This is a genomic window from Rhodovulum sp. DZ06, assembly GCF_050586345.1.
Taxonomy (GTDB): domain Bacteria; phylum Pseudomonadota; class Alphaproteobacteria; order Rhodobacterales; family Rhodobacteraceae; genus JBOCEF01.
The window spans coordinates 15,573-37,964 of record NZ_JBOCEF010000048.1 but is presented as its reverse complement, the minus strand read 5'-3'; the positions used below and the strand labels follow the sequence as shown (position 1 = coordinate 37,964).

At 72.3% G+C, this 22,392-nt stretch carries 25 protein-coding genes; 7 read left to right on the top strand and 18 right to left on the bottom strand.

Features of this window, described 5'->3' with window-relative positions; all coding sequences use genetic code 11:
- The first annotated feature begins 221 nt into the window (after positions 1–221).
- A complete protein-coding gene (locus tag ACQ5SO_RS17700) occupies positions 222–1,697 on the top strand; it encodes a leucyl aminopeptidase (protein ID WP_430942966.1) in 1,476 nt (491 codons plus the stop codon).
- 38 nt (positions 1,698–1,735) lie between these two features.
- A complete protein-coding gene (locus ACQ5SO_RS17695) occupies positions 1,736–2,197 on the top strand; it encodes a DNA polymerase III subunit chi (protein WP_430942965.1) in 462 nt (153 codons plus the stop codon).
- Positions 2,198–2,216: 19 nt separating this feature from the next.
- Here the strand turns inward: ACQ5SO_RS17695 and ACQ5SO_RS17690 are convergent, their stop codons facing one another.
- The 3 genes from ACQ5SO_RS17690 to ACQ5SO_RS17680 all read right to left on the bottom strand — a co-directional run bounded on the left by ACQ5SO_RS17690 (position 2,217) and on the right by ACQ5SO_RS17680 (position 4,278).
- Positions 2,217–3,266 carry a hypothetical protein gene (locus ACQ5SO_RS17690; RefSeq protein WP_430942964.1) on the bottom strand — a complete coding sequence of 350 codons (1,050 nt, stop codon included), beginning with the start codon at positions 3,264–3,266 and terminating at the stop codon, positions 2,217–2,219.
- Between the two features lie 86 nt (positions 3,267–3,352).
- The gene (locus tag ACQ5SO_RS17685; protein ID WP_430942963.1) at positions 3,353–3,811 is read right to left on the bottom strand and encodes a MaoC family dehydratase; all 459 of its coding nucleotides are present in this window, start codon (positions 3,809–3,811) and stop codon (positions 3,353–3,355) included.
- On the bottom strand, positions 3,811–4,278 hold the full coding sequence (locus ACQ5SO_RS17680; RefSeq protein ID WP_430942962.1) for a MaoC family dehydratase: 468 nt from the start codon (positions 4,276–4,278) through the stop codon (positions 3,811–3,813). The genes ACQ5SO_RS17685 and ACQ5SO_RS17680 overlap by 1 nt, the downstream gene beginning before the upstream one ends.
- A 212-nt stretch (positions 4,279–4,490) precedes the next feature.
- On the opposite strand from ACQ5SO_RS17680, the gene ACQ5SO_RS17675 reads away from it, so the two are divergent.
- The gene (locus tag ACQ5SO_RS17675) at positions 4,491–4,910 is read left to right on the top strand and encodes a hypothetical protein (RefSeq protein WP_430942961.1); all 420 of its coding nucleotides are present in this window, start codon (positions 4,491–4,493) and stop codon (positions 4,908–4,910) included.
- Positions 4,911–5,005: 95 nt separating this feature from the next.
- Positions 5,006–5,428, top strand: coding sequence for a nucleoside-diphosphate kinase (gene ndk / locus ACQ5SO_RS17670; RefSeq protein WP_430942960.1), 423 nt, complete (start codon positions 5,006–5,008; stop codon positions 5,426–5,428).
- 134 nt (positions 5,429–5,562) lie between these two features.
- On the opposite strand, the gene ACQ5SO_RS17665 is transcribed toward ndk, so the two are convergent.
- The 5 genes from ACQ5SO_RS17665 to ACQ5SO_RS17645 all read right to left on the bottom strand — a co-directional run bounded on the left by ACQ5SO_RS17665 (position 5,563) and on the right by ACQ5SO_RS17645 (position 9,249).
- Positions 5,563–6,183, bottom strand: coding sequence for a phage tail protein (locus tag ACQ5SO_RS17665; RefSeq protein ID WP_430942959.1), 621 nt, complete (start codon positions 6,181–6,183; stop codon positions 5,563–5,565).
- A gap of 329 nt (positions 6,184–6,512) precedes the next feature.
- Positions 6,513–6,890: a TfoX/Sxy family DNA transformation protein gene (locus ACQ5SO_RS17660; RefSeq protein WP_430942958.1), complete on the bottom strand. Its 378-nt coding sequence runs from the start codon at positions 6,888–6,890 to the stop codon at positions 6,513–6,515.
- A gap of 112 nt (positions 6,891–7,002) precedes the next feature.
- The gene (gene purN / locus ACQ5SO_RS17655) at positions 7,003–7,608 is read right to left on the bottom strand and encodes a phosphoribosylglycinamide formyltransferase (RefSeq protein ID WP_430942957.1); all 606 of its coding nucleotides are present in this window, start codon (positions 7,606–7,608) and stop codon (positions 7,003–7,005) included.
- The gene (gene purM, locus ACQ5SO_RS17650) at positions 7,608–8,660 is read right to left on the bottom strand and encodes a phosphoribosylformylglycinamidine cyclo-ligase (protein WP_430942956.1); all 1,053 of its coding nucleotides are present in this window, start codon (positions 8,658–8,660) and stop codon (positions 7,608–7,610) included. Before purM ends, purN begins: the two co-directional genes overlap by 1 nt.
- A gap of 265 nt (positions 8,661–8,925) precedes the next feature.
- Positions 8,926–9,249: an NIPSNAP family protein gene (locus tag ACQ5SO_RS17645; RefSeq protein ID WP_430942955.1), complete on the bottom strand. Its 324-nt coding sequence runs from the start codon at positions 9,247–9,249 to the stop codon at positions 8,926–8,928.
- Positions 9,250–9,463: 214 nt separating this feature from the next.
- Here ACQ5SO_RS17645 and ACQ5SO_RS17640 point away from each other — a divergent pair, with 214 nt between their 5' ends.
- A complete protein-coding gene (locus ACQ5SO_RS17640) occupies positions 9,464–9,955 on the top strand; it encodes an SRPBCC domain-containing protein (protein ID WP_430942954.1) in 492 nt (163 codons plus the stop codon).
- 347 nt (positions 9,956–10,302) lie between these two features.
- Here ACQ5SO_RS17640 and ACQ5SO_RS17635 read toward each other — a convergent pair whose 3' ends face one another.
- The 3 genes from ACQ5SO_RS17635 to fabI form a co-directional block, all read right to left on the bottom strand.
- Positions 10,303–11,490 carry a cytochrome P450 gene (locus ACQ5SO_RS17635; RefSeq protein ID WP_430942953.1) on the bottom strand — a complete coding sequence of 396 codons (1,188 nt, stop codon included), beginning with the start codon at positions 11,488–11,490 and terminating at the stop codon, positions 10,303–10,305.
- Between the two features lie 158 nt (positions 11,491–11,648).
- Entirely contained in the window at positions 11,649–14,075 is a 2,427-nt protein-coding gene (locus ACQ5SO_RS17630; protein ID WP_430942952.1) for a DUF3141 domain-containing protein, read from the bottom strand.
- Between the two features lie 93 nt (positions 14,076–14,168).
- Positions 14,169–14,933, bottom strand: coding sequence for an enoyl-ACP reductase FabI (gene fabI, locus ACQ5SO_RS17625; protein WP_430942951.1), 765 nt, complete (start codon positions 14,931–14,933; stop codon positions 14,169–14,171).
- A 344-nt stretch (positions 14,934–15,277) separates the two neighbouring features.
- On the opposite strand from fabI, the gene aroQ reads away from it, so the two are divergent.
- Together aroQ and ACQ5SO_RS17615 are read left to right on the top strand one after the other, a co-directional pair.
- Positions 15,278–15,712 carry a type II 3-dehydroquinate dehydratase gene (gene aroQ / locus ACQ5SO_RS17620; protein ID WP_430942950.1) on the top strand — a complete coding sequence of 145 codons (435 nt, stop codon included), beginning with the start codon at positions 15,278–15,280 and terminating at the stop codon, positions 15,710–15,712.
- Positions 15,709–16,791: a Gfo/Idh/MocA family protein gene (locus tag ACQ5SO_RS17615; RefSeq protein ID WP_430942949.1), complete on the top strand. Its 1,083-nt coding sequence runs from the start codon at positions 15,709–15,711 to the stop codon at positions 16,789–16,791. The genes aroQ and ACQ5SO_RS17615 overlap by 4 nt, the downstream gene beginning before the upstream one ends.
- Positions 16,792–16,797: 6 nt before the next feature.
- Here ACQ5SO_RS17615 and ACQ5SO_RS17610 read toward each other — a convergent pair whose 3' ends face one another.
- Genes ACQ5SO_RS17610 through ACQ5SO_RS17580 form a run of 7 tightly spaced genes read right to left on the bottom strand, consistent with a single transcriptional unit; the run spans position 16,798 to position 22,343 of the window.
- A complete protein-coding gene (locus ACQ5SO_RS17610) occupies positions 16,798–17,580 on the bottom strand; it encodes an ABC transporter permease (RefSeq protein ID WP_430942948.1) in 783 nt (260 codons plus the stop codon).
- The gene (locus ACQ5SO_RS17605) at positions 17,577–18,329 is read right to left on the bottom strand and encodes an ABC transporter ATP-binding protein (RefSeq protein ID WP_430942947.1); all 753 of its coding nucleotides are present in this window, start codon (positions 18,327–18,329) and stop codon (positions 17,577–17,579) included. The genes ACQ5SO_RS17610 and ACQ5SO_RS17605 overlap by 4 nt, the downstream gene beginning before the upstream one ends.
- On the bottom strand, positions 18,326–19,006 hold the full coding sequence (gene tenA / locus ACQ5SO_RS17600; protein ID WP_430942946.1) for a thiaminase II: 681 nt from the start codon (positions 19,004–19,006) through the stop codon (positions 18,326–18,328). Before tenA ends, ACQ5SO_RS17605 begins: the two co-directional genes overlap by 4 nt.
- On the bottom strand, positions 19,003–19,944 hold the full coding sequence (locus ACQ5SO_RS17595; protein ID WP_430942945.1) for an ABC transporter substrate-binding protein: 942 nt from the start codon (positions 19,942–19,944) through the stop codon (positions 19,003–19,005). Before ACQ5SO_RS17595 ends, tenA begins: the two co-directional genes overlap by 4 nt.
- 16 nt (positions 19,945–19,960) lie before the next feature.
- On the bottom strand, positions 19,961–20,926 hold the full coding sequence (locus ACQ5SO_RS17590; RefSeq protein WP_430942944.1) for a ThiF family adenylyltransferase: 966 nt from the start codon (positions 20,924–20,926) through the stop codon (positions 19,961–19,963).
- Entirely contained in the window at positions 20,923–21,573 is a 651-nt protein-coding gene (locus ACQ5SO_RS17585; RefSeq protein WP_430942943.1) for a thiamine phosphate synthase, read from the bottom strand. Before ACQ5SO_RS17585 ends, ACQ5SO_RS17590 begins: the two co-directional genes overlap by 4 nt.
- Positions 21,570–22,343 carry a thiazole synthase gene (locus ACQ5SO_RS17580; RefSeq protein ID WP_430942942.1) on the bottom strand — a complete coding sequence of 258 codons (774 nt, stop codon included), beginning with the start codon at positions 22,341–22,343 and terminating at the stop codon, positions 21,570–21,572. Before ACQ5SO_RS17580 ends, ACQ5SO_RS17585 begins: the two co-directional genes overlap by 4 nt.
- Between the last annotated feature and the right edge of the window lie 49 nt (positions 22,344–22,392).

Here is a 22,392-nt window from a genome sequence, read left to right as displayed (position 1 = left end):
CCCCCCCCCCCCCCCCCCCCCCCCTCCCCCCCCCCCCCCCCCCCCCCCCCCCCCCCCCCCCCCCCCCCCCCCCCCCCGCCCCCCCCGGCGTCCTGTCGCCGCCCCCGCCTCTCGCCGCTGGCGCCGCGGGGCGCGGGGGGCTAACTCTTGTCCCCGAGAAGCGGGCGCGCCCCCCACGGCAGACGCCCCCGGAACAGATACGCACCTTCAGGAGGTCCCCCATGTCCAATCCCGTGGCGCTGAGCTTCACCGCGGCCGAGCCGGAGGCCCTCGCCTCGCTCAAGGGCCGCGTCGTCGTGCTCGCCGAAGGCCCCGCGACCCTCGGCGCCGGCGCCGAGGCGGCGGATGCCGCCACCGGCGGCGCCCTGTCGCGCGCCATCGCGGCGGAAGACTGGAAGGGAAAGCCCGGCGACGCGCTGCGCCTGCTGGCCCCCGCGGGCCTCGCCGCCGACGCGCTGATCCTCGTGGGCCTCGGCGAGGCGCCCGAGGAGGAGAGCGCGCGCAAGGCCGGCGGCGCCGTCGCCGCCGCCCTCGGCGGCAAGCCGGGCGCGGTCTTCGCCCCGGGCCTCGCCCCCGAGCTCGCCGCCGGGGTCGCCTTCGGCCACGCGCTGCGCGAATACGCCTTCGACATCTACAAGTCGGGCGAGGACGCGCCCAAGGCCCCCGCCGCCGTGACCTACCACGTGGACGCCCCCGAGAAGGTCTCCCGCGCCGCCGCCCCCGGCGCCGCGGTGGCCGAGGGCGTGTTCTTCGCCCGCGATCTGGTGTCCGAGCCCGCCAACGTCCTCGGCACCGAGGATTTCGCCGCCCGCCTCGCCGCCATGGGCGAGCTGGGCCTCGAGGTCGAGATCCTCGATGAGGACGAGCTCGAGCGCCTCGGCATGCGCGCGCTGCTGGCCGTGGGGCAGGGCTCCGCGTCGCCCTCCAAGGTCGTGGTCATGCGCTGGAACGGCGGCGGCGACGAGGCCCCCTTCGCCTTCGTCGGCAAGGGCGTGGTGTTCGATACCGGCGGCATCTCGCTCAAGCCCTCGGCGGGGATGGAGGAGATGACCATGGACATGGGCGGCGCCGCCGTCGTCTCCGGCGTCATGCGCGCCCTCGCCCTGCGCAAGGCCAAGGCCAACGTGGTCGGCCTGGTGGGCCTGGTCGAGAACATGCCCGACGGCAAGGCGACGCGCCCCGGCGACATCGTCAAGGCGGCCTCGGGCACGACGATCGAGATCATCAACACCGACGCCGAGGGGCGCCTCGTGCTCGCCGACGTGCTGCATTACGCGCAGGAGCGGTTCCAGCCCACGGGCATGGTCAACCTCGCCACCCTCACCGGCGCGATGATCGTGGCGCTGGGCAACACCACGGCGGGCTATTTCTCCAACTCCGACAAGCTCTCGGCCGAATTCCAGGCCGCCGCGGATGCGGAAGGCGAGGCCGCCTGGCGCCTGCCCATGGGCCCCGCCTATGACAAGCTCATCAAGTCGCGCCTCGCCGACATCAAGAACTCCGCCGGGCGGGCCGCGGGCTCGATCACCGCGGCGCAGTTCCTGAAGCGCTTCGTGAAGGACGAGACGCCCTGGATCCATATCGACATCGCCGGCGTGACCCTGTCGAAGGAGGCGCTGCCGCTGTCGCCCAAAGGGGCCACCGGCTGGGGCGTCATGGCGCTCGACCGGCTGATCCGCGACAAGTTCGAAGGCTGAGGGACGGGGGCCCCGTTCGCGCGGGGCCCCTCTGCGCCATGGGCGAGATCCGGTTCTATCACCTGACCGAAACGGGCCTGGAGCGGGCGCTGCCGCAGCTGCTCCAGGTCTCCCTGTCGCGTGGCTGGAACGTCTGCGTGCGCTTCGGGTCCGAGGAGCGGGCGGCCTGGATGAACGGCCACCTGTGGACCTTCTCGGACGAAAGCTTCCTTCCGCACGGAGGGCCGGGGGACCCGAACCCGGAAGCCCAGCCCGTCTACCTGACGGCGGGGGCGGAGACGCCCAATTCCCCCTACGCGCTGATGATCGCCGACGGCGCCGACGCGACGGTCGAGGAGCTGGGGAAATACGAGCTCGCCTGCGTGCTGTTCGACGCCCGCGACGGGGCGGCGATGCAGGCGGCGCGGGTGAAGTGGAAAGAGGTCACCGGCGCCGGGCTGAAGGCGGTGTACTGGAAGCAGGACGGCGGCAAGTGGACCAAGGCGGCGGAGAGCGGGTGAGCGCCGCGCCGCGCGCCCGCTACTGCGCCCCCACCAGCACCTTCAGCGCGTCGATGATCCGCTCGGTGAAGGCCCCGCAGAGGAAGCCCACCAGCAGCGCCCCGCGCCAGCTGGCCGAAACCTCCATCTTCTTGAACGCGTCGATGTTCTCATAGGCGTTGAAGGCGACCATGGCCAGGATCACGCCCACCAGCCCCTCGGTCGCGAAATGGGTCAGGGCCTGCTTCGGATCCACCGCGGTGATCGCCACGTCCCCGGGCAGCCCGGTCAGGAAGGCCACCGCGCTGCCCAGCAGCGCCGCGAAGATCGCCGTCAGCGACAGCGCGTAGGGCGCGGGGCTGATCACCGCGCGGGCCGAGGCGGATTTCACCTGCAACGCCTCGCTGTCGGTCCCGTAGACCGTCGCCTCGATGTTGAAGCTGTACTTGCGCTGGTTGACGGTGGAGCGGCGGAACCGCAGCACATAGGTGGTGGAGAAGGAGGATTGCGCCTCCACCACCGCGATGGCGCGGCGGCTCTCGGGGGTGTGCATCTCCCCCTCCAGCCGCCGCAGCTGCGCCAGCTTCACGCCGAACAGGTCCGCATAGACCCTCAGCTCCGGCTCGGCGTACTGGCCGAGGGCGATCTCCACGTCCTCGGCATCCGCCACCGACCCGATGGTGTAGCCGAGCGCGCGCAGCCGGTGCTGGACCTGGTCATGGAACGGGTTCGACACCTTGAACAGCGTGGCGGCGACATAGCCGAACAGTTTCGAGACGTTGAAATACGCCTCGCGCACGATTTCGCCGATCACCCGGGCGGCGCGCTTGCGGGTCTCGGCCGAGGCGAGCATCAGCTGGGCGTTGGCGATCTCGGTCAGCTCGGCGCAGAGCGCCTGGTGCTGCGTCGCCAGCGCGTGGGTGGCGAGGTCCTTGGTCTCGGGCAGGGTCGCGCCCTCGGGCAGCACGGGCGAGAGGGCGGCGATGTAGACCGGCGCGTCGGTCGGGTTGTCGAGCACGAAGGTGAAGGCGATCTCGTTCGAGCGCTTGTCGGACGGGTTGCTTTCGATGGCGACGGAAATGCTGGACACGGGCCGGGCCTCCGGGCGCGCAGGACTTGGGAGAACTTGCGCATCTTAGCGCGAATTCTCGGTCCTGTCCTGCGCGCCGTGGCGGATCAGTCCCCGGCCGGATCCCGCAGGAACATCCCCGGGCACCACCAGCTCGCCACCTTCTCGCCGCGCTGGTTGTAGCCCTCGAGGTCGAAGGTGATGATGTGGATGTTCGGCCGCTTGCTCGTCCGCCGGTTCTCCCGCACCGTCGCCACCGCGTGCAGCGTGTCCCCCGGCCGCACCGGGCGCAGCCATTTGACGTCATAGATCCCCGGCGCGCCCTGGCTGGACGGGTTCATCACCGCCATCGACTGCCACATGCGGAACAGGACGCCGAGCGTGTGGAACCCGCTCGCGATCAGCCCGCCATGGATGCTCTCCGCCGCCGCGCCCGCATCCGTGTGGAAGGGCTGCGGGTCGTACTGGAAGGCGAAGTCGATGATCTGTCCTTCGGTCAACGTCATGCCGGGAGAGCGGAATTCCATCCCCGGCTCGAAATCCTCGGCCCACCATTCGCGCTGCATCAGGCGTCCCTCCGGTCCGGCGCGCGCAGGTACATGCCCGGGCCCTTGAAGCTCATCACCTTCACGCCGTCCTGGTTGAACACCTCCCACACCCATTGAACGATGTGCAGGTGCGGGCGGCTGGCCGAGCGGCGGTTGTCGGTCACCGTGATCACGCAGTGGATGGTGTCGTTGGGGCGCACGGGCGCGTGCCACAGCACCTCGTCCATGCCTGGGGAGCCCTGCGAGGACGGGTTGATGACGGCCATCGACTGCCACAGCCGGAACGCCGTGCTCAGCGTCTGGAAGCCCGAGGCGATCAGCCCGCCATAGATCGACGCCTCGGCCGCGGTCTTGTCGAGGTGGAAGGGCTGCGGGTCGTAGCGCATCGCGAAATCGAGGATCTGCGCCTCGGTGATCGTCGCGCCGGGGGTGGTGAAGGTCAGGCCGGGAGTGAAATCCTCGGCCCACCAGGTCTTCGCGCTCATCTGGGGCTCCCTGTTCTCGTGGTTGCGCCCATCCTGCACGACGGGGGCGGCGGCGAAAGGGAATTCCGCAGGCGCCGCGGGGCTGGCCGGGCGGCGGCGGAGCGGGCAGGCTGGGGGCGGGCGCGCAGCGGGGCGCGTGGACGGCGGCCAGAACGGCGGCCAGGACGGCGGCCCGGCGGCGGCCCGGGCGGCGGCGGAACGGGGGGCGGGTGATGACGGATGCTGCGTCGGGGACCGACCTTTCGGCGCTGATCGCCCTGTGGACGGCGCTGAACGCGTCGATGCTGCAGGTCTGGGCGATGATCGCGGCGGGCGCCTTCGCCGCCTGCGCCTTCGCGGTGACTCACCGGCGACTCGGGGCCGCCGCGGACGCGGCCATGACCCTGGGCTACGCGCTCTTCGCGATGGGCATGGGCGCGCTGCTGCGCCACGACCTGGTGATTCTGGCCGAGCTGAAGGCGGCGCATTTCCCGGGCGAGCCGCTGCTGGCCCCGATCCTGCACCATGGCGCGGACTACAGGTGGTCGCTGGCGGCGCACGGGCTGGTCTCGCTCTGCGTCGTCGCCATCATCTGGCGCGAGGCGATCGCCGCGCGGCTGGGCCCGCGGCGCGCCGCGCCGTCACCGGAATGACGCTTTCCCTTGGGCCGGACCCGTGCTAACGGGGCCGCGAATTGTCGTCCCCGCCGCCGACCGGCGCGGGGGCCCAGGCGAAAAGGACGGATACCATGGCTCTCGAGCGCACCTTCTCCATCATCAAGCCCGACGCGACCAAGCGGAACCTGACCGGCGCCATCAACGCCAAGTTCGAGGAAGCGGGCCTGCGCATCGTCGCGCAGAAGCGCATCCAGCTGACCCCCGCGCAGGCCGGCGAGTTCTACGCCGTCCACAAGGAGCGCCCCTTCTACGGCGAGCTGGTCGAGTTCATGTGCTCGGAGCCGATCGTGGCCCAGGTGCTCGAGGGCGAGAACGCCATCGCGAAGAACCGCGAAGTGATGGGCGCCACCAACCCGGCCGAAGCCGCCGAGGGCACCATCCGCAAGGAATTCGCGCTGTCGATCGGCGAGAACTCGGTCCACGGCTCGGACGCCCCCGAGACCGCCGCGGTCGAGATCGCCTTCTTCTTCTCGGGGCTCGAGCTGGTCGGCTGATCGCCGCCGCAGGCGCCTGAAGACGCGAAGGGCCGCCCCGACCGGGGCGGCCCTTCTGCGTTGGGGGGGGCGGAATTCGCCGCGCCCCGGGGGCGGTCACGGACGCCCCGGGGGCGCGGCGTCCCGCCTGCGCCTCAGGGGCGCGACGGGAAGATGCCGACGGTCGCCACGCAGTAGCGCAGCGCCTGGAACGGGTCCTGGGTGCTGAAGGATTGCGAGCCGCCGGCATTGCCCACCGTCACCTGCACCGAGCCGGCGGCCATCGGCGTCAGCCCGTCCCCGTTCCCGGCATAGAAGTTCGAGCGCGCATCGGTGCCCGGGTACATCCCCCCGGGATCGCCGGTCGACACGGCGGCCAGCGCGGCCTGCGGCGTGCCGGTCGCGGTGTGGCTGTGGTTCGGCATCTGCGCGGTGGTGAGCGTGTGCGCGGTGGCGCCGCCCTTGGCCCCCTGGGCGTAGCTGGGCAGGCCCGGCCCGTGGCCCTGTCCGATCGGCGCGCGCCCGCGCAGGTCCGGCAGCCCGAAGGTGGTGCGCCCGTCGCCGCCATACATCGTGCCATAGAGCGAGAACAGCGCCGAGTAGTTGGCGATGGGCAGCAGCTGCCCGGCGGCGTCCATCGTGCCGCGGGGGCAGAAGTTCCAGCCCCCCATGATGATCTGTCCGAGATAGATGTCCGAGGCCTGCGCCTTCGGCGCGCTGAGCGGGACGGCGGCCGCGGCGGCGGCGGTCAGCGCGGCGATGATGATCCTGGTCATGGTGTCCTCCCTGGTCTGCCCGGGGCGGGCGGGGGCCGCGCGGCGGCGCGGCCCGTCCCGGTCCCGGCCGGCCCGCGGGCGAAGAAAATCGCGCCGCGACAGGGCAAGAGGAGCGGGCGCAACTTGAACTGGCGCCGCAACCCCCGCGTCACCGGCAAGATGACGCGATGCTTGTTCTTGCACGGTCACGAAAGCACCGCCCGCGTGACGCGAGCGTGACTCCGGTATCGCAATTTTGCGGGGAGTTCGCCCGGGCATGGCCCGCGCAGGCGCGCGCCGGGACGGGCGGCGGGCCGGGCGGCGGGACGGGCGGAGGGGGGGGCGCCGCGTCAGGCGGTCGGCGCGCGCACGCCGATGGCGTCGAGCGCGGCCTCGAGCCTCAGCCGCGCCTGGTCGTCGGTCAGGGACGCGAGGTCGGGCGCGCGGCGGCGCGTGGCGGCGCCGACGCTGCGCTTGATCGCGTTGAAGCGCTTGCGCAGCTCCTTCTTCTCGGTCGCGCGCGCATCTTTCCAGGGCCGCCCCTGGAGGCCGAGCACCAGCGTGTAGTAGCCGATGAAATGGGGGCGGGCGCCGGAGAGGAGCAGGCGCTTGTACGCCTCATCCGCGCCGAGCTTGCGCAGCGTCTCGGCGTCCCCGATCCCGGCCCGGGCGAAGGAGGCCTCGGCCGCGGGGCCGAGATTGGGGATCGAGGAGACGGGCTCGGACATCGGGCGCTTCCGCGGCAAGGGGCGTGTGCGCGTTATGTTCTCATCCCCCCGGCGCAGGCGCAAGCCTCGCCGGGCCCCCGGCGCAGGCGCAAGGCCCGGCGGGGGCAGGGGGTCACGCCCCGGCCAGCCCCAGCGCGAAGCGGTCGCGGTTGCCCGCGGCAAAGCGGGTCAGCGCCATGGGATAGAGCCGATGCTCCTGCACCAGCACCCTTGCGGCGAGGCTGTCGGCGTCGTCCCCGGCCTTCACCGGCACCACCGCCTGCCCGAGGATCGGCCCGGCGTCGAGCTCGGGGATCACCTCGTGCACCGTGCAGCCATGCACCGCGCAGCCCGCGTCGATGGCGCGCTGGTGGGTGTGCAGCCCGGTGAAGAGCGGCAGCAGCGACGGGTGGATGTTGAGCATCCGACCCGTCCACGCATCCACGAAGCCCGGCGTCAGGATCCGCATGAAGCCCGCGAGGCAGACGAGGTCGACCCCGTGCGCCTCCAGCGCCTTCTGGATCTCGGCCTCGAAAGCCGGGCGGTCCTTGCCGAAGGGGCGGTGGTCGATGGCGGCGGTGGCGACGCCGCGCGCGGCGGCCTTCGCGAGCCCGCCCGCATTCGCGTCGTTCGAGAGCACCAGCGCCGGGGCCGCGGGGGACCCGGATTTCGCCATCTCGTCCAGCAGCGCGACCATGTTGGACCCGCCGCCGGAGATGAAGATGCCGACGCGGCGCATCAGGCGGCGGGCCAGTCGTTCACGTAGGCCACGCCCGGCTCGGCGGTGACGTGGCCGATGCGGTAGACGGTCTCGCCCTCGGCCGTCAGCAGCGCTTCGCAGGCCTCGGCCTGGTCGGCGGGGCAGACGACGCACATGCCGATGCCGCAGTTGAGGGTCCGCAGCGCCTCGGCCGCGGTCATGCCCCCGGCCTCCATCAGCCAGCGGAACTCCGGCAGCGGGGTCCAGGTCGACAGGTCGATCTCGGCGCCGTGGCCGTCGGCGAAGACGCGGGGCAGGTTCTCGGTCAGACCGCCGCCGGTGATATGCGCCAGCGCGCGCACGTGGCCCGCGCGGATCGCGGCCAGCGCCGGCTTGACATAGAGGCGGGTGGGGGTCAGCAGCCCCTCGCCCAGGGTCTGCTGGTCGTTGAACGGCGCGGCGTCGGCCCAGTTCAGCCCCTCGACCTCGGCGATCTTGCGCACGAGGGAGAAGCCGTTGGAATGGATGCCGTCCGAGGCGAGGCCCAGGATCACGTCGCCCGGCTCGGTCGGGGCGGGCAGGGCGGCGCCCCGCTCCATCGCGCCGACGGCGAAGCCGGCCAGGTCGAAATCGCCGGGCGCGTACATGCCCGGCATCTCGGCCGTCTCGCCGCCGATCAGCGCGCAGCCGCTGTCGCGGCAGCCCGCGGCGATGCCCTCGACCACGGTCGCGGCCTCGTCCACCGACAGCTTGCCGGTGGCGAAATAGTCGAGGAAGAACAGCGGCTCGGCGCCTTGGCACACCAGGTCGTTGACGCACATGGCGACAAGGTCGACGCCGACGCCCGAAAGCTCGCCGGTGTCGATGGCGATGCGCAGCTTGGTGCCCACGCCGTCGGTGGCGCCGACCAGGATCGGGTCGGAATAGCCCGCGGCCTTCAGGTCGAACAGCGCGCCGAAGCCGCCGAGCCCGGACATCGTGCCCGGCCGGTCGGTGGCCTTGGCGGCGGGCTTGATCCGGTCCACCAGCTCGTTGCCCGCGTCGATGTCGACGCCGGCGTCGCGATAGGTGATGCCGTTTCTGCTGGCCATGGCGGGTCTCCGTGCTGCGGGCGCGAAAAGGAATGCGAGTCTGGCGGCCCCTTTGCCACAACCCGCGCCGATGCGCCATGGTGGATCGCGCCGCGGGGGGACGCGCCGGGGCAGGGTCGCCCGAAGCGGCGCGGGCGGCAAGGGCCTCGGCCCCGGGCCGCCCGCCCGCCCGCGCGAAGGCGCGCGCGCCTTCGCGCCGCGTCCGGGCGCCGCGTCAGCCCCTGCGTCAGGGCCCTGCGTCGGGGCCCTGCGTCGGGGCGCGGCGTCAGAGAACCGGGCCGAAGGGCGCGTTCTTCATCAGCGTCACCTCCTGGCTGTTCAGCAGCGGGCGGATCTGCTTCGCGAAACCGATGAAGGCGGGGAAGGCGTAGATCTTCTCCCAGAACGCCCGGCGTTCCACGTCGTCCTCGAATTTCCAGATATGCACCAGCCGGTGCAGCGCGCCGGTGTCGGTGATGAAATAGCCCATGCAGTGATCCGCGAGCCCCGCGGCCTCGAAGGCGGGCCAGCCCTCGTCCTGGTAAAGCTTGATCGCGGTCGGCATCTCGCCGGTGCGCACCTGGTAGACGCGCTGTTCATAGAGCGGCATCGCCGTCCCTCCCTGTTGATTCTTCCGTCCCCGGCGGCTGCGGCGCCGACCGATGCGGGCGCCGACCCTAACCCCCTGCAAGGCAAGGTTGAAAGACCCCAAGTCATCCGGCCCGGATCGCCGGAGACTCTGGCAGGCGGCGCGGGCGCAGGCTAGGATTTCTCGGCCCCCCGAAGTTTGCGTCCCCCTCGCACGCGCTGGAGTTCCGGCCGCCATGTCCCCGATCGAGATCACCGTGCAGGCCCTTGTCGACGCGCCTGCCGAGCGCACCTGGCATTTTTACACCGACCCCGCGCATGTCCTGCGCTGGAGCGCGCCGCATGAAGGCCTGCGCTGCACGCGCGCGAAAACCGAGCTGCGCCCCGGCGGCCGCCATGTCGGCCGGTTCGAGGCGCTGGACGGCTCCTACACCTATGATTACGGCGGCGACGTCATCGCCGTGCAGGCCCCGCGGCGGCTGGCCATCGCCCTCGATGACGGCATCTCGATGGAGACGCGCCTGCAGCCCGACGGCGCCCGCACCTGGGTGACCACGGTGTTTCACGGCGCGCCCGAGGTGGAGCAGGGGATGCAAAGATCCCTGTGGCAGGCGGTGCTGGACAATTTCCGCGACTACGTGGCCGCGCGGCAGGCCGAGGCGAAGGCGCTGGCCGACAGCCGCGCCGAGGCCGCGCGGCGCAGCGAGGCGGCCCGCCGCGGACGCTGAGGGCGCGGCGCGTTCGCGGCCGGCGCCCCGGCGGCAGGCGCCGCGCGCCCGGGCGGGCGCCGGTGGGGGAGTCGCGGCGCCGGTCCGTGCCGTCATCGCCTCCCGCGGCCCCGTCGCCCTCCCCGGGAAAACGCGGAACGCCGCCGTCCCGGCCCGGGGCGGCGGCGTTCGCGGCAGGGGGCGCGCCCGCGATCTCGTCCGTGGCCGCCGCCCGCGCCCAGTGCAGGCGTTCAGTTCAGGCGTTCAGGCCAGGCGCCCAGTTCAGGCGTTCAGGCCAGGCGCCCAGTTCAGGCGTTCAGGCCAGGCGCCCAGTTCAGGCGTTCAGGCCAGTCGCCCAGTCCTGGCGTTCAGGCCAGGCGGACGGGCAGGCTGATCGGCCCGCGGAAGCCGAAGCCGTACCACGGCACCTCGCCCTCGATCTTCATGTTCGGGAACCGCTCGAACAGCAGCGGCAGCATGATGTTGCCCAGCATCCGCCGCGCCACGTGGGTGCCCTGGCAGAAATGCGGGCCGTTGCCGAAGGCCTGGTGCGGGGCCTTCTTGCGCATCACGTTGAACTCCTCCGAGTCGTCGCCGTAGATCTCCTCGTCCCGGCAGGCGCTGGCCTGCACGGTCATCACCGTCTCGCCCTTGGGGATGAAGAAGCCGCGGATCTCGGTGTCCTCGGTCGCCCGGCGGGAGGAGACCTGGATGGGGGCCACCCAGCGCACGCCCTCTTCGAACGCGTCCACCCATTTCTCGTTCTCGCGCACGTAAGCCAGCTGGTCGGGGTTCGCCAGCAGCCCGTAGACGATGGTGCACAGCGCGTCGCGCGGCTCGTTCAGCCCGCCGCCGACGGCGATCTTGATGTTGGAATAGATCTGCGATCTCGGGATCGGGTCCTCGGCGTTGACCATGACCGAGAGGGCCGAGGGCCCCTTCTCGACCAGGTGCTTTTCAACGGCCCGGTCGAAGAGCGGGTTCATCTCGGCATTGGCGCGGTCCGAGATGTCGAACAGCTCCTTCTTCCAGCCGAAATTCCCCGCCCCGTCGATCAGCGCCTGGGACCAGAAGCGCATCTGCTCGTCGGTCGCCTCCTCGATCCCCAGCAGCACCGCGAGGGCGCGGGCGGCGACGGGGGCGGCGAGGGCGTCGAACAGGTCCACCACCTCGCCCTTCGGCAGGCGGTCGAGGTACTCCTCGGCGATCTTCTGATAGGCCGGGGCCCATTCGCCCATGATGCATTTCGGCATGAAGGCGGGCTGCATGGCGCCGCGTTCGCGCGCGTGCTCCTCGCCGTCCTTGCGCATCAGGGTGTGGGCCTGGAAGGCGGGCTTCATCGGGGTGTTGGGGTCGTCCGAGCTGAACAGCTGCGGGCGGTCCTTCACCCACTTGGTGTCGGCGGCCTTGGTCAGCATGGTGCGCTTGACCGCCTCGACCCGCAGCACCGGGCTTTCGGCGCGCAGGCGCTTGTAGATCGGGTAGGGATCCACGTGCAGCTGGTCGAGCGTGATCGAGGTGTCGACGGGCGCGTCCGTCCGTTCGGCGATGGCCATGGCGTATCCTCCCATGGGCCCGGCCGCGCGGCTCTCCCGAAGCCGCGGGCGCACGGGGCCCGATACCATGGCGCAACCATGGCGGAAGGCGGGTTGACTTGTCAACACCTGCGCGGGGCGGACCGGGGCGCAGGCCAGAGCGGAAGGCCGGAGCGCGCTCAGTCCCCCTCCGGCGCCGGCGGATCCCCGGCGGCGGCGAGGGGGTCCTCCGTCACGTCCTCCTGCGCCGGGGGCAGGCCGAGCGCGGCGCGGAAGCCGTCGATGGCCTCGCGCGTGTGGGGGGCCATCTCGGCGATGGGGCCGGGCACGTATTGCACCGTGGCGGCGGCCAGCTCGCGCGCCGCGCGGTCGGGCAGCAGGTCGGGCAGGGTGGCGACGGCGTCTTCCGGCGCGAAGGTGGCGACCAGGGTCTGCTCGTGGATGATCCGCGCGCGGCGGTCCATGTCGAGGTCCCGGAACGGCGCGTCGCGCGTCAGCACCCGGCTCGAGCGTTCCAGGCGGTCGCGGCGGACCGAGCCGCGGCTGTCGGCCAGCAGCACCAGCATGCGGATCACCGCCTCCTCGAAGCCGCCCTGGCGGATGCGCTGCAACGCGGCCTGCACCACGGGCAGGGCGCGCAGCTCCTCGTGCGACAGCAGCGGGCGGCGGGGCGCGTGGCCGGCCCCGAAGGCGCGGGCCCAGAGCGTGCTCCACATCGCGTAGAAAGTCCATTCATAGGCCGCGTCGCGCAGGTCGCGGCCGAAATCCATCCACTGCTCCACCGCGTCGGCGGCGAGGGTTTCCGCCGCCCGCCAGGGGTTGTTGGCCGGGGTGACGGGGGCCTCGCCCGCCGCCGCCCGCCCCTCGCGCCGCCCGCGCACGGCGCCGGCCAGCGCCGCGGCCCCGGTCAGCGCCGGGTTGCGCGAGCTGAGCGCGGCGCGCGAGGCCCGCATCGGGTGCCGCTCGCGCAGCTTCTCGCCGATCTCGGGCGTCACCAGCGCGCGGATCACCGGGCGCAGGGTCAGGTCGTAAAGCTCGGCCTGAAGCTCCGAGGCGCGGGCGACGGCGGCGAAGGGGGCCTCGTCCTCGCGCCCATCATCCAGCGCCTCGATGTCCGTCAGTTTGCGCTCGTGGAAGCTGACGAGGAAGCGTTTCTCCAGCCCCTCGCCCGAGGTCTCGTCGATCTTCATCTCGTAAAGGCCCGGCGCCAGCGCCTCGATGGTCTTCATCGTGGTCGCCATCTGCGCGTGTTCCTTGCGCGCGATCGACGACGACACGAAGATCCCGAGATGCCCGACGTCTTCATGCACCATGTAGAGGATGCGCTGGCCGCGGATGCGGATCTCCTCCTCGTCCCCATAGGCATCGAGAATCCAGTTCAGCGCCTGCTGCGGCGGGGTGATGTTGTCGCCATGGCTGGCGAAGACGATCACCGGGGCCTGCACGGACTTGATGTCGATGGGCAGGCCGGGTTCGAGCTGCGCGATGTTGCGCGAGAGGCGATTGCCGACGAAGAGCTCCTCGACGATCCAGCGGATCTCTTCCCCGTTCATCAGGAAGAATCCGCCCCACCAGCGCTCGAACTCCAGGAACCGGGCGCGCTGCCCGTCCGGGTCGGCGAAGAGGTCGTAGTACTTTCGGAACCAGGACCGCGCGGGGTTCAGAAGCTCGAAATTCTGCACCAGGTCCGCGCCGTCGAAGATCCCGCCCCCTAGGTCGGCGCGCAGCATCGGCACCCAGGTCCCGCCCAGCACGCCGCCATTGTAGCGCATCGGGTTCTCGCCCACGAGGCCGGCCCAGGGCGCCACCGGCGCGCCGTTGAGGACCACGGGGCCGGTGAGGTCGGGGTTGGTCGCCGCCAGCACCAGCGTCGCCCAGCCGCCCTGGCAATTGCCGATGATCGCGGGGGCGGAGCTGTCCGGGTGGCGGCGCATCACCTCGCGCACGAAGGCGGCCTCGGCGCGGGCGACGTCGGCGATGGTCTGCCCCGGCTCGGGGCGGCGGCGGAACGAGACGAAATACACCGCCCGCCCCTCGGCCAGCGCCACGCCCACCTGGCTGTCGGTCTTGAAGCCGCCGATCCCGGGGCCATGGCCCGCGCGCGGGTCGATGATGATGTAGGGGCGGCGGGCCGCGATGATCTCCACCCCCTCGGGGGGCAGGATGCGCAGAAGCTCATAATTGCAGGGGCGCGGCAGGTCGGCGCCGTCCATGATCCGCTCGAACGCGTAGGCCAGGACGGGCGGGCAGTCGGCGGCCTCGTGCGCGCTCACCACGTCGCCCCGCTCGCGCAGGATGTCGAGGGTGAGGACCGCGCGCTCGGCCGCGTCGCGCAGATAGGCGTGGAGGGCGTCCACCACCGGCGCGGGCCCGTCGGCGGGCTTCGGGGCTGCGGCGCGGGCGCGGTCCATGGCGGCGGTGGCGCGGGCGTGGTGGCTGGCGGCGATGCTTCCGGCCTGGCGCGAGGCGGCGCGCAGCATCAGCCCGGCGCCGGTGGCGGCGGCCTCGGCATGTTCCGCGGCCCCGCGCATCCGCGCGTCATGGGCGGCGAGAAGGTCGGGCAGGTCGGGCAGGGCGAAGGCGCCCTCGGCACGGCGTTCGGACATCTCGGGTCCCCTTGATGCGGGCGGTCGGGCGTCGTCGGCGGCCCGAATGGGAAGCCGGGGGGGGCGGCGTGGCGCGCGGGGGGCGGCGCCCCCTCAGCCCACCACCGCGTAGCCGCCGTCGATCAGGTGCACGCCGCCGGTGACGTTGCGCGCCTGGGGCGAGGCGAGGAAGGCGCAGAAGGCGCCCACGTCCTCGATGGTCGAGAGGTGATGGGTCGGGGCCTGCGCCGCCGCCTTCTCCAGCAGCTCGTCGAAGGCGGTCAGCCCCGAGGCGGCGCGGGTCTTCAGCGGCCCCGGCGAGAGGGCGTTGACGGTGATCCCCTTCGGCCCCAGCTCGGCCGCCGCATAGCGCACCGAGGCTTCGAGCGCCGCCTTCACCGGGCCCATCATGTTGTAATTCTTCACCGCCCGGTCGGCCCCCAGATAGCTGACCGTCATGCAGGCGCCGCCATCTTCCATCAGCGGCTCGGCCGCCTTGATGAGGCGCAGGAAGGAGTGGACCGAGACGTCCATCGCCTGGGTCCAGCCCTCGACCGAGCAATCGACCACCCGCCCGTGCAGGTCCGCGGCGGGCGCGAAGGCGATGGAATGCAGAAGGGTGTCGAGGCGGCCCCATTTCGCGTCGATCTCGGCGAACACCGCCGCCACCTGCTCGGGCTGCGTGACGTCCATCGGCATGTAGATCCGGGCGCCGATCTCCTCGGCCAGCGGGTCGACCCATTTGCGGGTCTTCTCGTTGACGAATGTCAGGGCGATCTCGGCCCCGGCGGCCTTCAGCGCCTTCGCGCAGCCCCAGGCGATGGAGTGCTCGTTCGCGACGCCGACGATGAGCGCCTTGGTTCCGTTGAGGTCGGGCATGGCGGCTTCTCCTTCCTGGCGTGCGGCGCGGGGGGCGGCGGGCGGCCCGACTCGCGCGGCGAGGCAGCAATCACCTTGCATTGCAGCATGATCTTGCGACGCCTGCATGAACGAAGGCGGGGGCAGGCGCCCGGGGCGCGCATGTCCGCCATGCGGACGCCCGGCTTGCGTTCCCGCGCCGGTTGCAGCCGCCTTTCGCCGCGCAGGGCGGTGCGCGCATCCGGGCGTCTGCGCGGGCCGTCGCGATCCGGGGCCGATCCGCGCTTGACGCCGCGGCGGCGGGCGTGGCCTCATCGCCGCCCCCAGACCTTTCCGGCCCATGCAGGCCGCGCCCGGAGCGCCCGATGACCAAGACCATCTACATCCTCAACGGCCCCAACCTGAACCTGCTGGGCAAGCGCCAGCCGGAGATCTACGGGGCCGACACGCTCGAGGACGTGGAGGCGAACTGCCGCCGCCTGCTGCCCGGGGGGTACGACCTGCGCCTTCTGCAGTCGAACTGGGAGGGGCAGATCGTCGACTGGATCCACGAGGCGCGCGAGGAGGCCTGCGGGATCGTCATCAACCCCGCGGCGCTGACGCATACCTCGGTGGCCGTGCTCGATGCGCTCAACACCTTCGAGGGGCCGGTGATCGAGGTCCATATCTCCCAGGTCCACAAGCGCGAGGCGTTCCGCCACCATTCCTATGTCTCGATGCGCGCCGACGGGGTGATCGCCGGGCTGGGGATCGAGGGCTACGAGGCGGGCGTGCGGCGCGTGATCTCGCTGACCGCATGAGCGGGGCGGGGGAAAGGGAGGTTCCCCGCGGCCCCTCGCGCGGGGCGCGGCCGCGGATCGCGGTGGTCGGCGCCGGGTTGGTCGGGCGGCGGCACGCGGACGCGGTGCTGGCCTCGGGCGCGGCGGAGCTTTCGTGCATCGTCGACCCGGCCCCCGCGGGCCGCGCCTTCGCCGCCGGGATCGGCGCGCCCTGGCGCATGGCGCTGGACGAATTGCTCGAGGAGGACCGGCCCGACGGCGTGATCCTCGCCACCCCCAACGCGGCGCATTTCGACGGCGCCATGGCCTGCATCGCGGCGGGCCTGCCCACGCTGGTGGAGAAGCCGATCTGCGACGACCTCGCGGACGCCCGCGCGCTGGTCGAGGCCGCCGAGGCCGCATCCGTCCCCCTGCTGACCGGCCATCACCGGCGCCACAACCCGCTGATCTCGGCCGCCAAGGCGAGCCTTGAAGCGGGCGAGGTGGGCCGCATCCTCGCCGTGACCGCGATGTTCTGGCTGCGCAAGCCCGACGGGTATTTCGAGACGGAGTGGCGGCGGCGCGAGGGCGCGGGGCCGGTGCACCTGAACCTCTCCCACGACATCGACCTGCTGCGCTGGCTGGTCGGAGAGGTGGAGACGGTGGTGGCGATGGAGGCCCGCATCGCCCGCGGCCACGGGGCCGAGGACACGGCGACGGCGCTCCTGCGCTTCGCCAATGGCGCGCTCGGCACCGTCACCATCTCCGACGCGATCCCCGCGCCCTGGAGCTGGGAGATGACCTCGGGCGAGAACCCCGCCTATCCGCAGACGGACCAGAGCTGCTACCTGATCGGCGGCGAGCGGGGGGCGCTGGACCTGCCGCGCAACCGGCTCTGGCGACATGAAGGGCCGGAGCAGTCCTGGTGGGCCCCCATCGCCGCCCGCGTCGCCCCGGTCCCCCAGGCCGACCCGCTGGTGCGCCAGGCGAAACATTTCGCCGAGGTGATCCGCGGCGACGCCGTCCCGCTGGTCTCGGGGCGCGAGGGGCTGCGGACGCTCGAGGTGGTGGACGCGATCAAGCGGGCGGCGGGGTCCGGCGGGGCGGTGCAGCTCGGTTGAGGGGCCTCAGTCGCGGACCACCTCGCCCAGCCGCCCCTCGGCCCAGCGCTCCATCCGGTCGGCGAGGACCGAGGCGAGCAGGTAGAGGGTGACGGACATCACCCCCACCGTGATGACCGCGGCGAACAGGAGATCCGTCTTCACCCGCCCGTTGGCGAGCAGCATGAGATACCCCAGCCCCCGCCCCGCGCCGACCCATTCGCCGATCACCGCCCCCAGCGGCGCATAGACCGCGGCCAGCCGCAGGCCCGAGCCGAGCCCAGGCAGCGCCGCGGGGATCTTCAGCCGCCACAGTACGGCGCGCTCGGACGCGCCCATCACCCGCGCCATGTCGAGAAGCGCGGGCGGCGTGCGCGTCAGCCCGTCATAGAAGGCCGAGGTGACGGGGAAGAAGATGAACAGCACCGCCATGGTGATCTTCGGCGCCGCCCCGAACCCCATCCACAGCGTGAGCAGCGGCGCCAGCGCGAAGAACGGCAGCGCCTGGCTGAACACGAGGATCGGGCGCAGCACGATCCGCCCCGCGCTTGACTGCGCCAGCAGCAGCGCTGTCGCGGCCCCGAAGCCGAGGCCCAGCGCCAGCCCCGCGGCCACCTCGGCCAGCGTGTAGACCGCGTGTTCCGCGATCAGGGCGCGCGACTTCCAGAAGGTCTCGGCCACCAGGTCCGGGCCGGGCAGGATGAAGCGCTTCACCCCCGTCAGCTCCACCGCCAGCGCCCAGGCGGCGAGCAACACGGCGGCGGAGATCAGCGCGTTGCGCAGGCCGGTGAGGCGTTTGAACCCGCTCATGCCGCGCCCTCCCGCAGGCGGCGCAGCAGGGCGCCCTGCATCGACAGGGTCGCGGCGTCGTCCACCGCCCGCGGCGGCGCGCCGGGGGGCGGGGCGATGGCCTCGAGGCCCCGCTCCTCCATCACCGCGATCACGTCGCCCATGCGGGCGGCCTCGGCCGGGTCATGGGTGACCAGAAGGACCGTGCGGCCACTCAGGGTCTCCGCCGCCAGCTCCTGCACCTCGGCGCGGGTGCGGGCGTCGAGGGCGCTGAACGGCTCGTCCAGAAGCACCACGGGGCGGTCCTCCATCAGCGTGCGGGCGATGGCGACGCGCTGGCGCTGGCCGCCCGACAGGGCCGCTGGGCGGCGGGCTTCGAAGCCCGAGAGGCCGACGCGGGACAGAAGCGCCCGGGCGCGCGCCCGGTCCGGCGCCTCGCCGCGCAGGCGGGCGCCGATCAGCACGTTGTCGAGCGCCGAGGCCCAGGGCAGCAGCGTGTCGGCCTGGGACATCCAGGCGGTGCGGCCCGCGAGGGGGGCGCCGTCATCGGCCTCGACCGCGCCGTCGAAGTCGACATGGGCGGGCAGCCCGGCGATCAGGCGCAGAAGGGTGGACTTGCCGACGCCCGAGGGCCCCAGCAGGCAGGTCCAGCGCCCGCCGGGGATGTGCAGCGACAGCGGCCCGAACAGCGGCGCGCCGCCCGTGCGGGCCGTGCCCTCGATCCGCAGGCCGGGCGCGCAGGTTCCATGCGCCGCCGCTGCACCCGTCACGGCTGCAGCCCCATGTCCCAGAACGCGGCCTCAAGCTTTGTGGCCATGTCGAACCGGGCCTGCAGCTGCGCGGCCCGCGGGCTCGCCTCCCATTCCCCGAGCCGCCGCGCCAGCGCGCCGTCCAGAAGCGCGCCCATGTCCCGGCACACCTGCTGGTATTCCTCGCCGCCATAGACGTCGATCCAGCCCGCATAGGCGTCCGAGGTCTTCGTGGCCGAGAGCCGCGCACCGATCTCTCCATACCCCAGCACGCAGGGCGCCAGCGCGCAGAGCAGGTCGAGGAAGTCCCCTGAATACCCGGCCTCGAGCACATAGCGCGTATAGGCGAGGTTCTCGGGCCGCTCGGCCGTCGCTTCCAGCGCCGCGGCGGAGATGCCCGCCGCGGCGCAGGTCTCGATATGCAGGGCCATCTCGTGGTTAACCAGCGCGTCCAGCGTGGCGGCGCAGTGCTTCATCTCCTCCAGCGTCCCGGCCTTGGCCGCGGCCAGGCCCCAGGCGCGGGAGAAGTGGATCAGGAACACGTAATCCTGCGCGAGGTAGTGGAGGAACGCCGCCCGCGGCAGCGTCCCGTCCCCCAGCCCGCGCACGAAGGCGTGATCGGCATAGGCCCCCCACGCCTCGCCCGCCCCCGCGCGCAGCCGCTCGAAGGCCTCGCCGTATTCGGGCGCGGGCCTCATTTCGCGCCCGGGTCGATGGCGAGGGCGGAGACCGGGTTCACCGAGGGCACCAGCCCGGCGCCGTGCAGGAATTCCTCGAACCGCACGTAGCGCCCCTCGTCCAGCGCGGCGGGACGCAGGGCGAAGCGGGGCAGGGTGTCGACCCAGGCCTTGGCGTTCAGCTCGTCCTGCAGCTCGGGCGAGGTGCCGGAGAAGATCTCCCAGCTTTCCTCGGGGTGGTTGACGATGAACTGGGTCGCCTTCTCGGTCGCCGCGAGGAAGCGGTTGGCGGCGTCCATGTCCACGGTTTCCACGTTGGCGACGTAGATAAGCTCGTCATAGGCCGGAAGGCCTTCCTCCTCGAGGTAGAAGCAGCGGCCCTCGACGCCCTCGATCTCCATCTGGTTGAGCTCGAAATTGCGGAAGGCGCCGATCACGGCGTCGACCTGGCCGGACATGATCGAGGGGGAGAGCGACCAGTTGACGTTCACCAGCTCGATATCTTCGACGCCGAAGCCATGGGGGTTCAGGACGGCGCCGAGCAGCGCCTCCTCGACGCCCGCGACGGAATATCCGATCTTCTTGCCCTTGAGGTCGGCGGGGGACTCGTAGCCGCTGTCCGCCAGCACCAGCAGGCAGTTCAGCGGCGTCGCCACCAGCGTGCCGATGCGCTTGAGGGGCAGGCCTTCATGCACCTGGAGGTGCAGCTGCGGCTGGTAGGACACGGCGATGTCCGCGCGCCCCGCGGCGGCGAGCTTGGGCGGGTCCGAGGGGTCGGCGGGGGCGATCACCTCGACCTCGAGGCCCGCTTCCGCGAAATACCCGTTCTCCTGCGCGATGATGATCGGGCCGTGATCGGGGTTCACGAACCAGTCCAGCATCAGCGTGATCTTGTCGGCCGAGAAGGCGGGGGTGGCGGCGAGCGCGAGGGCCGCGGCGGCGGTCAGGGTCTGTTTCATGCGGGGGTCTCTTGCTTCACTGGTCGCCCATGGCGACGAGGTGGATGGGGCCGCGCCAATGCGGCGCGAGGGTTTCTGCGGCGCGCCAGGAGCGCAGGCCGCTGCGGCACAGAAGGGCGAGGGGCCTTTGCGGGTCCTCGGCTTCCAGCGCCGCGGGAAGGGTTTCGGGGGCTATGCGGATTGCGCCGGGGAGGAGGGTCGGGGCCTCGTCCTCGGGGCGCAGTTCGATGGCGAGGGCGCCGGGGGGCAGGGCCGAGGGCGCGGCGAAGGGGAAGGCGGTTTCCGGCTCCGGCGCGCGGGCGAAGGACATCGACGTGAAGCGCATCGCCGCGCCGTCGAAACCGGTGAGGCGGCCGAGCGGGGAGGGTGAGGCCCCCAGGATCAGCGCCAGCGCGATCTGCGCCTGGAGCGCGCCGATGGCAGCCACGACGGGCGGCAGCACGCCCGCGGTGGCGCAGGACCCGGTGACGCCCGAGGCGTCGGGGAACAGCGCCCGCAAGCTCGGCGCCCCGCCGCAGAACGCCCCCGCCTGGCCCGACAGGCCGAGGGCTGCGCCATAGACCAGCGGCTTGCCCGCAGCAAAGCAGGCGTCCGAGAGGGTGTAGCTCAGCGCCAGGCTGTCGCCGCAGTCGAGGGCCATGTCGGCCTGGGCGAGCGCGCCGATCTCCGCCGGGGTGAAGGCGGCCACGCGCGAGGTGATTTCCACCTCGGGGTTCAGCGCCCGCAGGCGGTCCGCGGCGGCCTCGGCCTTGGGGCGGCCGATGTCCTCCATGGTGAAAAGGGTCTGGCGGTGGAGGTTGTGGACCTCCACCACGTCCGGGTCCCAGAGCTCGACATGCCCCACCCCCGCGCCGGCCAGCGAGGGCAGCGCGGCGCAGCCGAGCCCGCCCGCGCCCGCCACCAGCAGGCGCGCGGCGCGGATCCGTCCCTGCCCGGGGGCGCCGACCCCCGGCAGGATCTCCTGCCTCGCGTAGCGGTTCACGACGACAGCAGCCAGTCGCGCACGCGCGCCTCGGGGTCGTCCCGCAGGGTGATGTCGGTGACGGCCGAGATCACGTCGGCGCCCGCGGCGCGCACGCCCTCGGCGCGCTCCACCGACATGCCGCCGATGCCGACGAGGGGCAGATCGCCCAGAAGCTCCCGCCACTCCGCGACCTTCTCGAGCCCCTGTTCGTGCCATTTCATCTTCTTGAGGATGGTCGGATAGACCGGCCCCAGCGCCACGTAATCGGGCTGGTGCGACAGCGCCCGGTCCAGCTCCGCCCGGTCATGGGTGGACAGGCCGAGCTTGATTCCGGCGGCCTTGATGGCGGGAACGTCGGCGTCGTCCAGATCCTCCTGCCCGAGATGCACCCAGGGGGCGCCGAGCTCGATGGCCAGGCGCCAGTGGTCGTTCACCACCAGCTGCGCGCCATGCTCGCGGCACAGCTCCAGCCCGCGGGAAAGCTCGGCCCGAAGAGTCGCCTCGGGCACGTCCTTGATCCGCAGCTGCACGAAGCTGACCCCGAGGGGCAGCATCCGCGCCAGCCAGTCGGCGGAATCAAAGATCGGATAGAAGCGCGAGGGGATGCCGCGGCGCTTCAGCTGCCCGGCGGAGAGGCGGGGGGTGGGTTCGTCTTCGCGGATCATGACAGGAACGCCTTTCCGATGACGGGGGTGGAGGGGGCGGCCATGTCGCGCGGCTCCATCGGGTCGGCCTGGAACGCCAGCGCCCCGGCCTCGGCCGCCATCGCCATGGCGCGGGCCATCTGCGCCGGATCCCCGGCCTTGGCCACGGCGGTGTTCAGCAGCACCGCGTCGAAGCCCAGCTCCATCGCCCGGGCGGCGTGGGACGGGAGGCCGATCCCGGCATCCACCACCAGGGGGGTGTCGGGGAAATGCGCCCGCATCGCCCGCAGCCCGTGCTCGTCATTCAGGCCAAGGCCCGAGCCGATGGGCGCGCCCCAGGGCATCAGCACCTCGCAGCCCGCATCCAGAAGCCGCTCGGCGGCCACCAGGTCCTGGGTGGTGTAGGGGAACACCTTGAACCCCTCGGCCGACAGGGTCGCGGCGGCGTCCACCAGCGCGAAGAGGTCGGGCTGAAGCGTGTCCAGCTCCCCGATCACCTCGAGCTTGATCCAGTCGGTCCCGAACACCTCGCGCGCCATGCGGGCGGTGGTGACGGCCTCTTTCGCCGTGTGGCAGCCGGCGGTGTTGGGCAGGATCTTCACGCCAAGGTCCCGCACCAGGTCCCAGAACGCCTGTCCCGCGCGCCCGGCGCCGGATTCGCGGCGCAGCGACACGGTGGCGACCGAGGCGCCGGACGCGCGGAACGCCTCGGCCAGGATCGCCGGAGAGGGGTATTGCGCGGTCCCCAGCATCAGGGGGGAGGCGAGGGTTTCGCCGTAGAAGGATCGCATGGGCGGGCCTTTCGGGGGTGTCTGGCGGGGAGGGCGGCGGCGCCTGGGC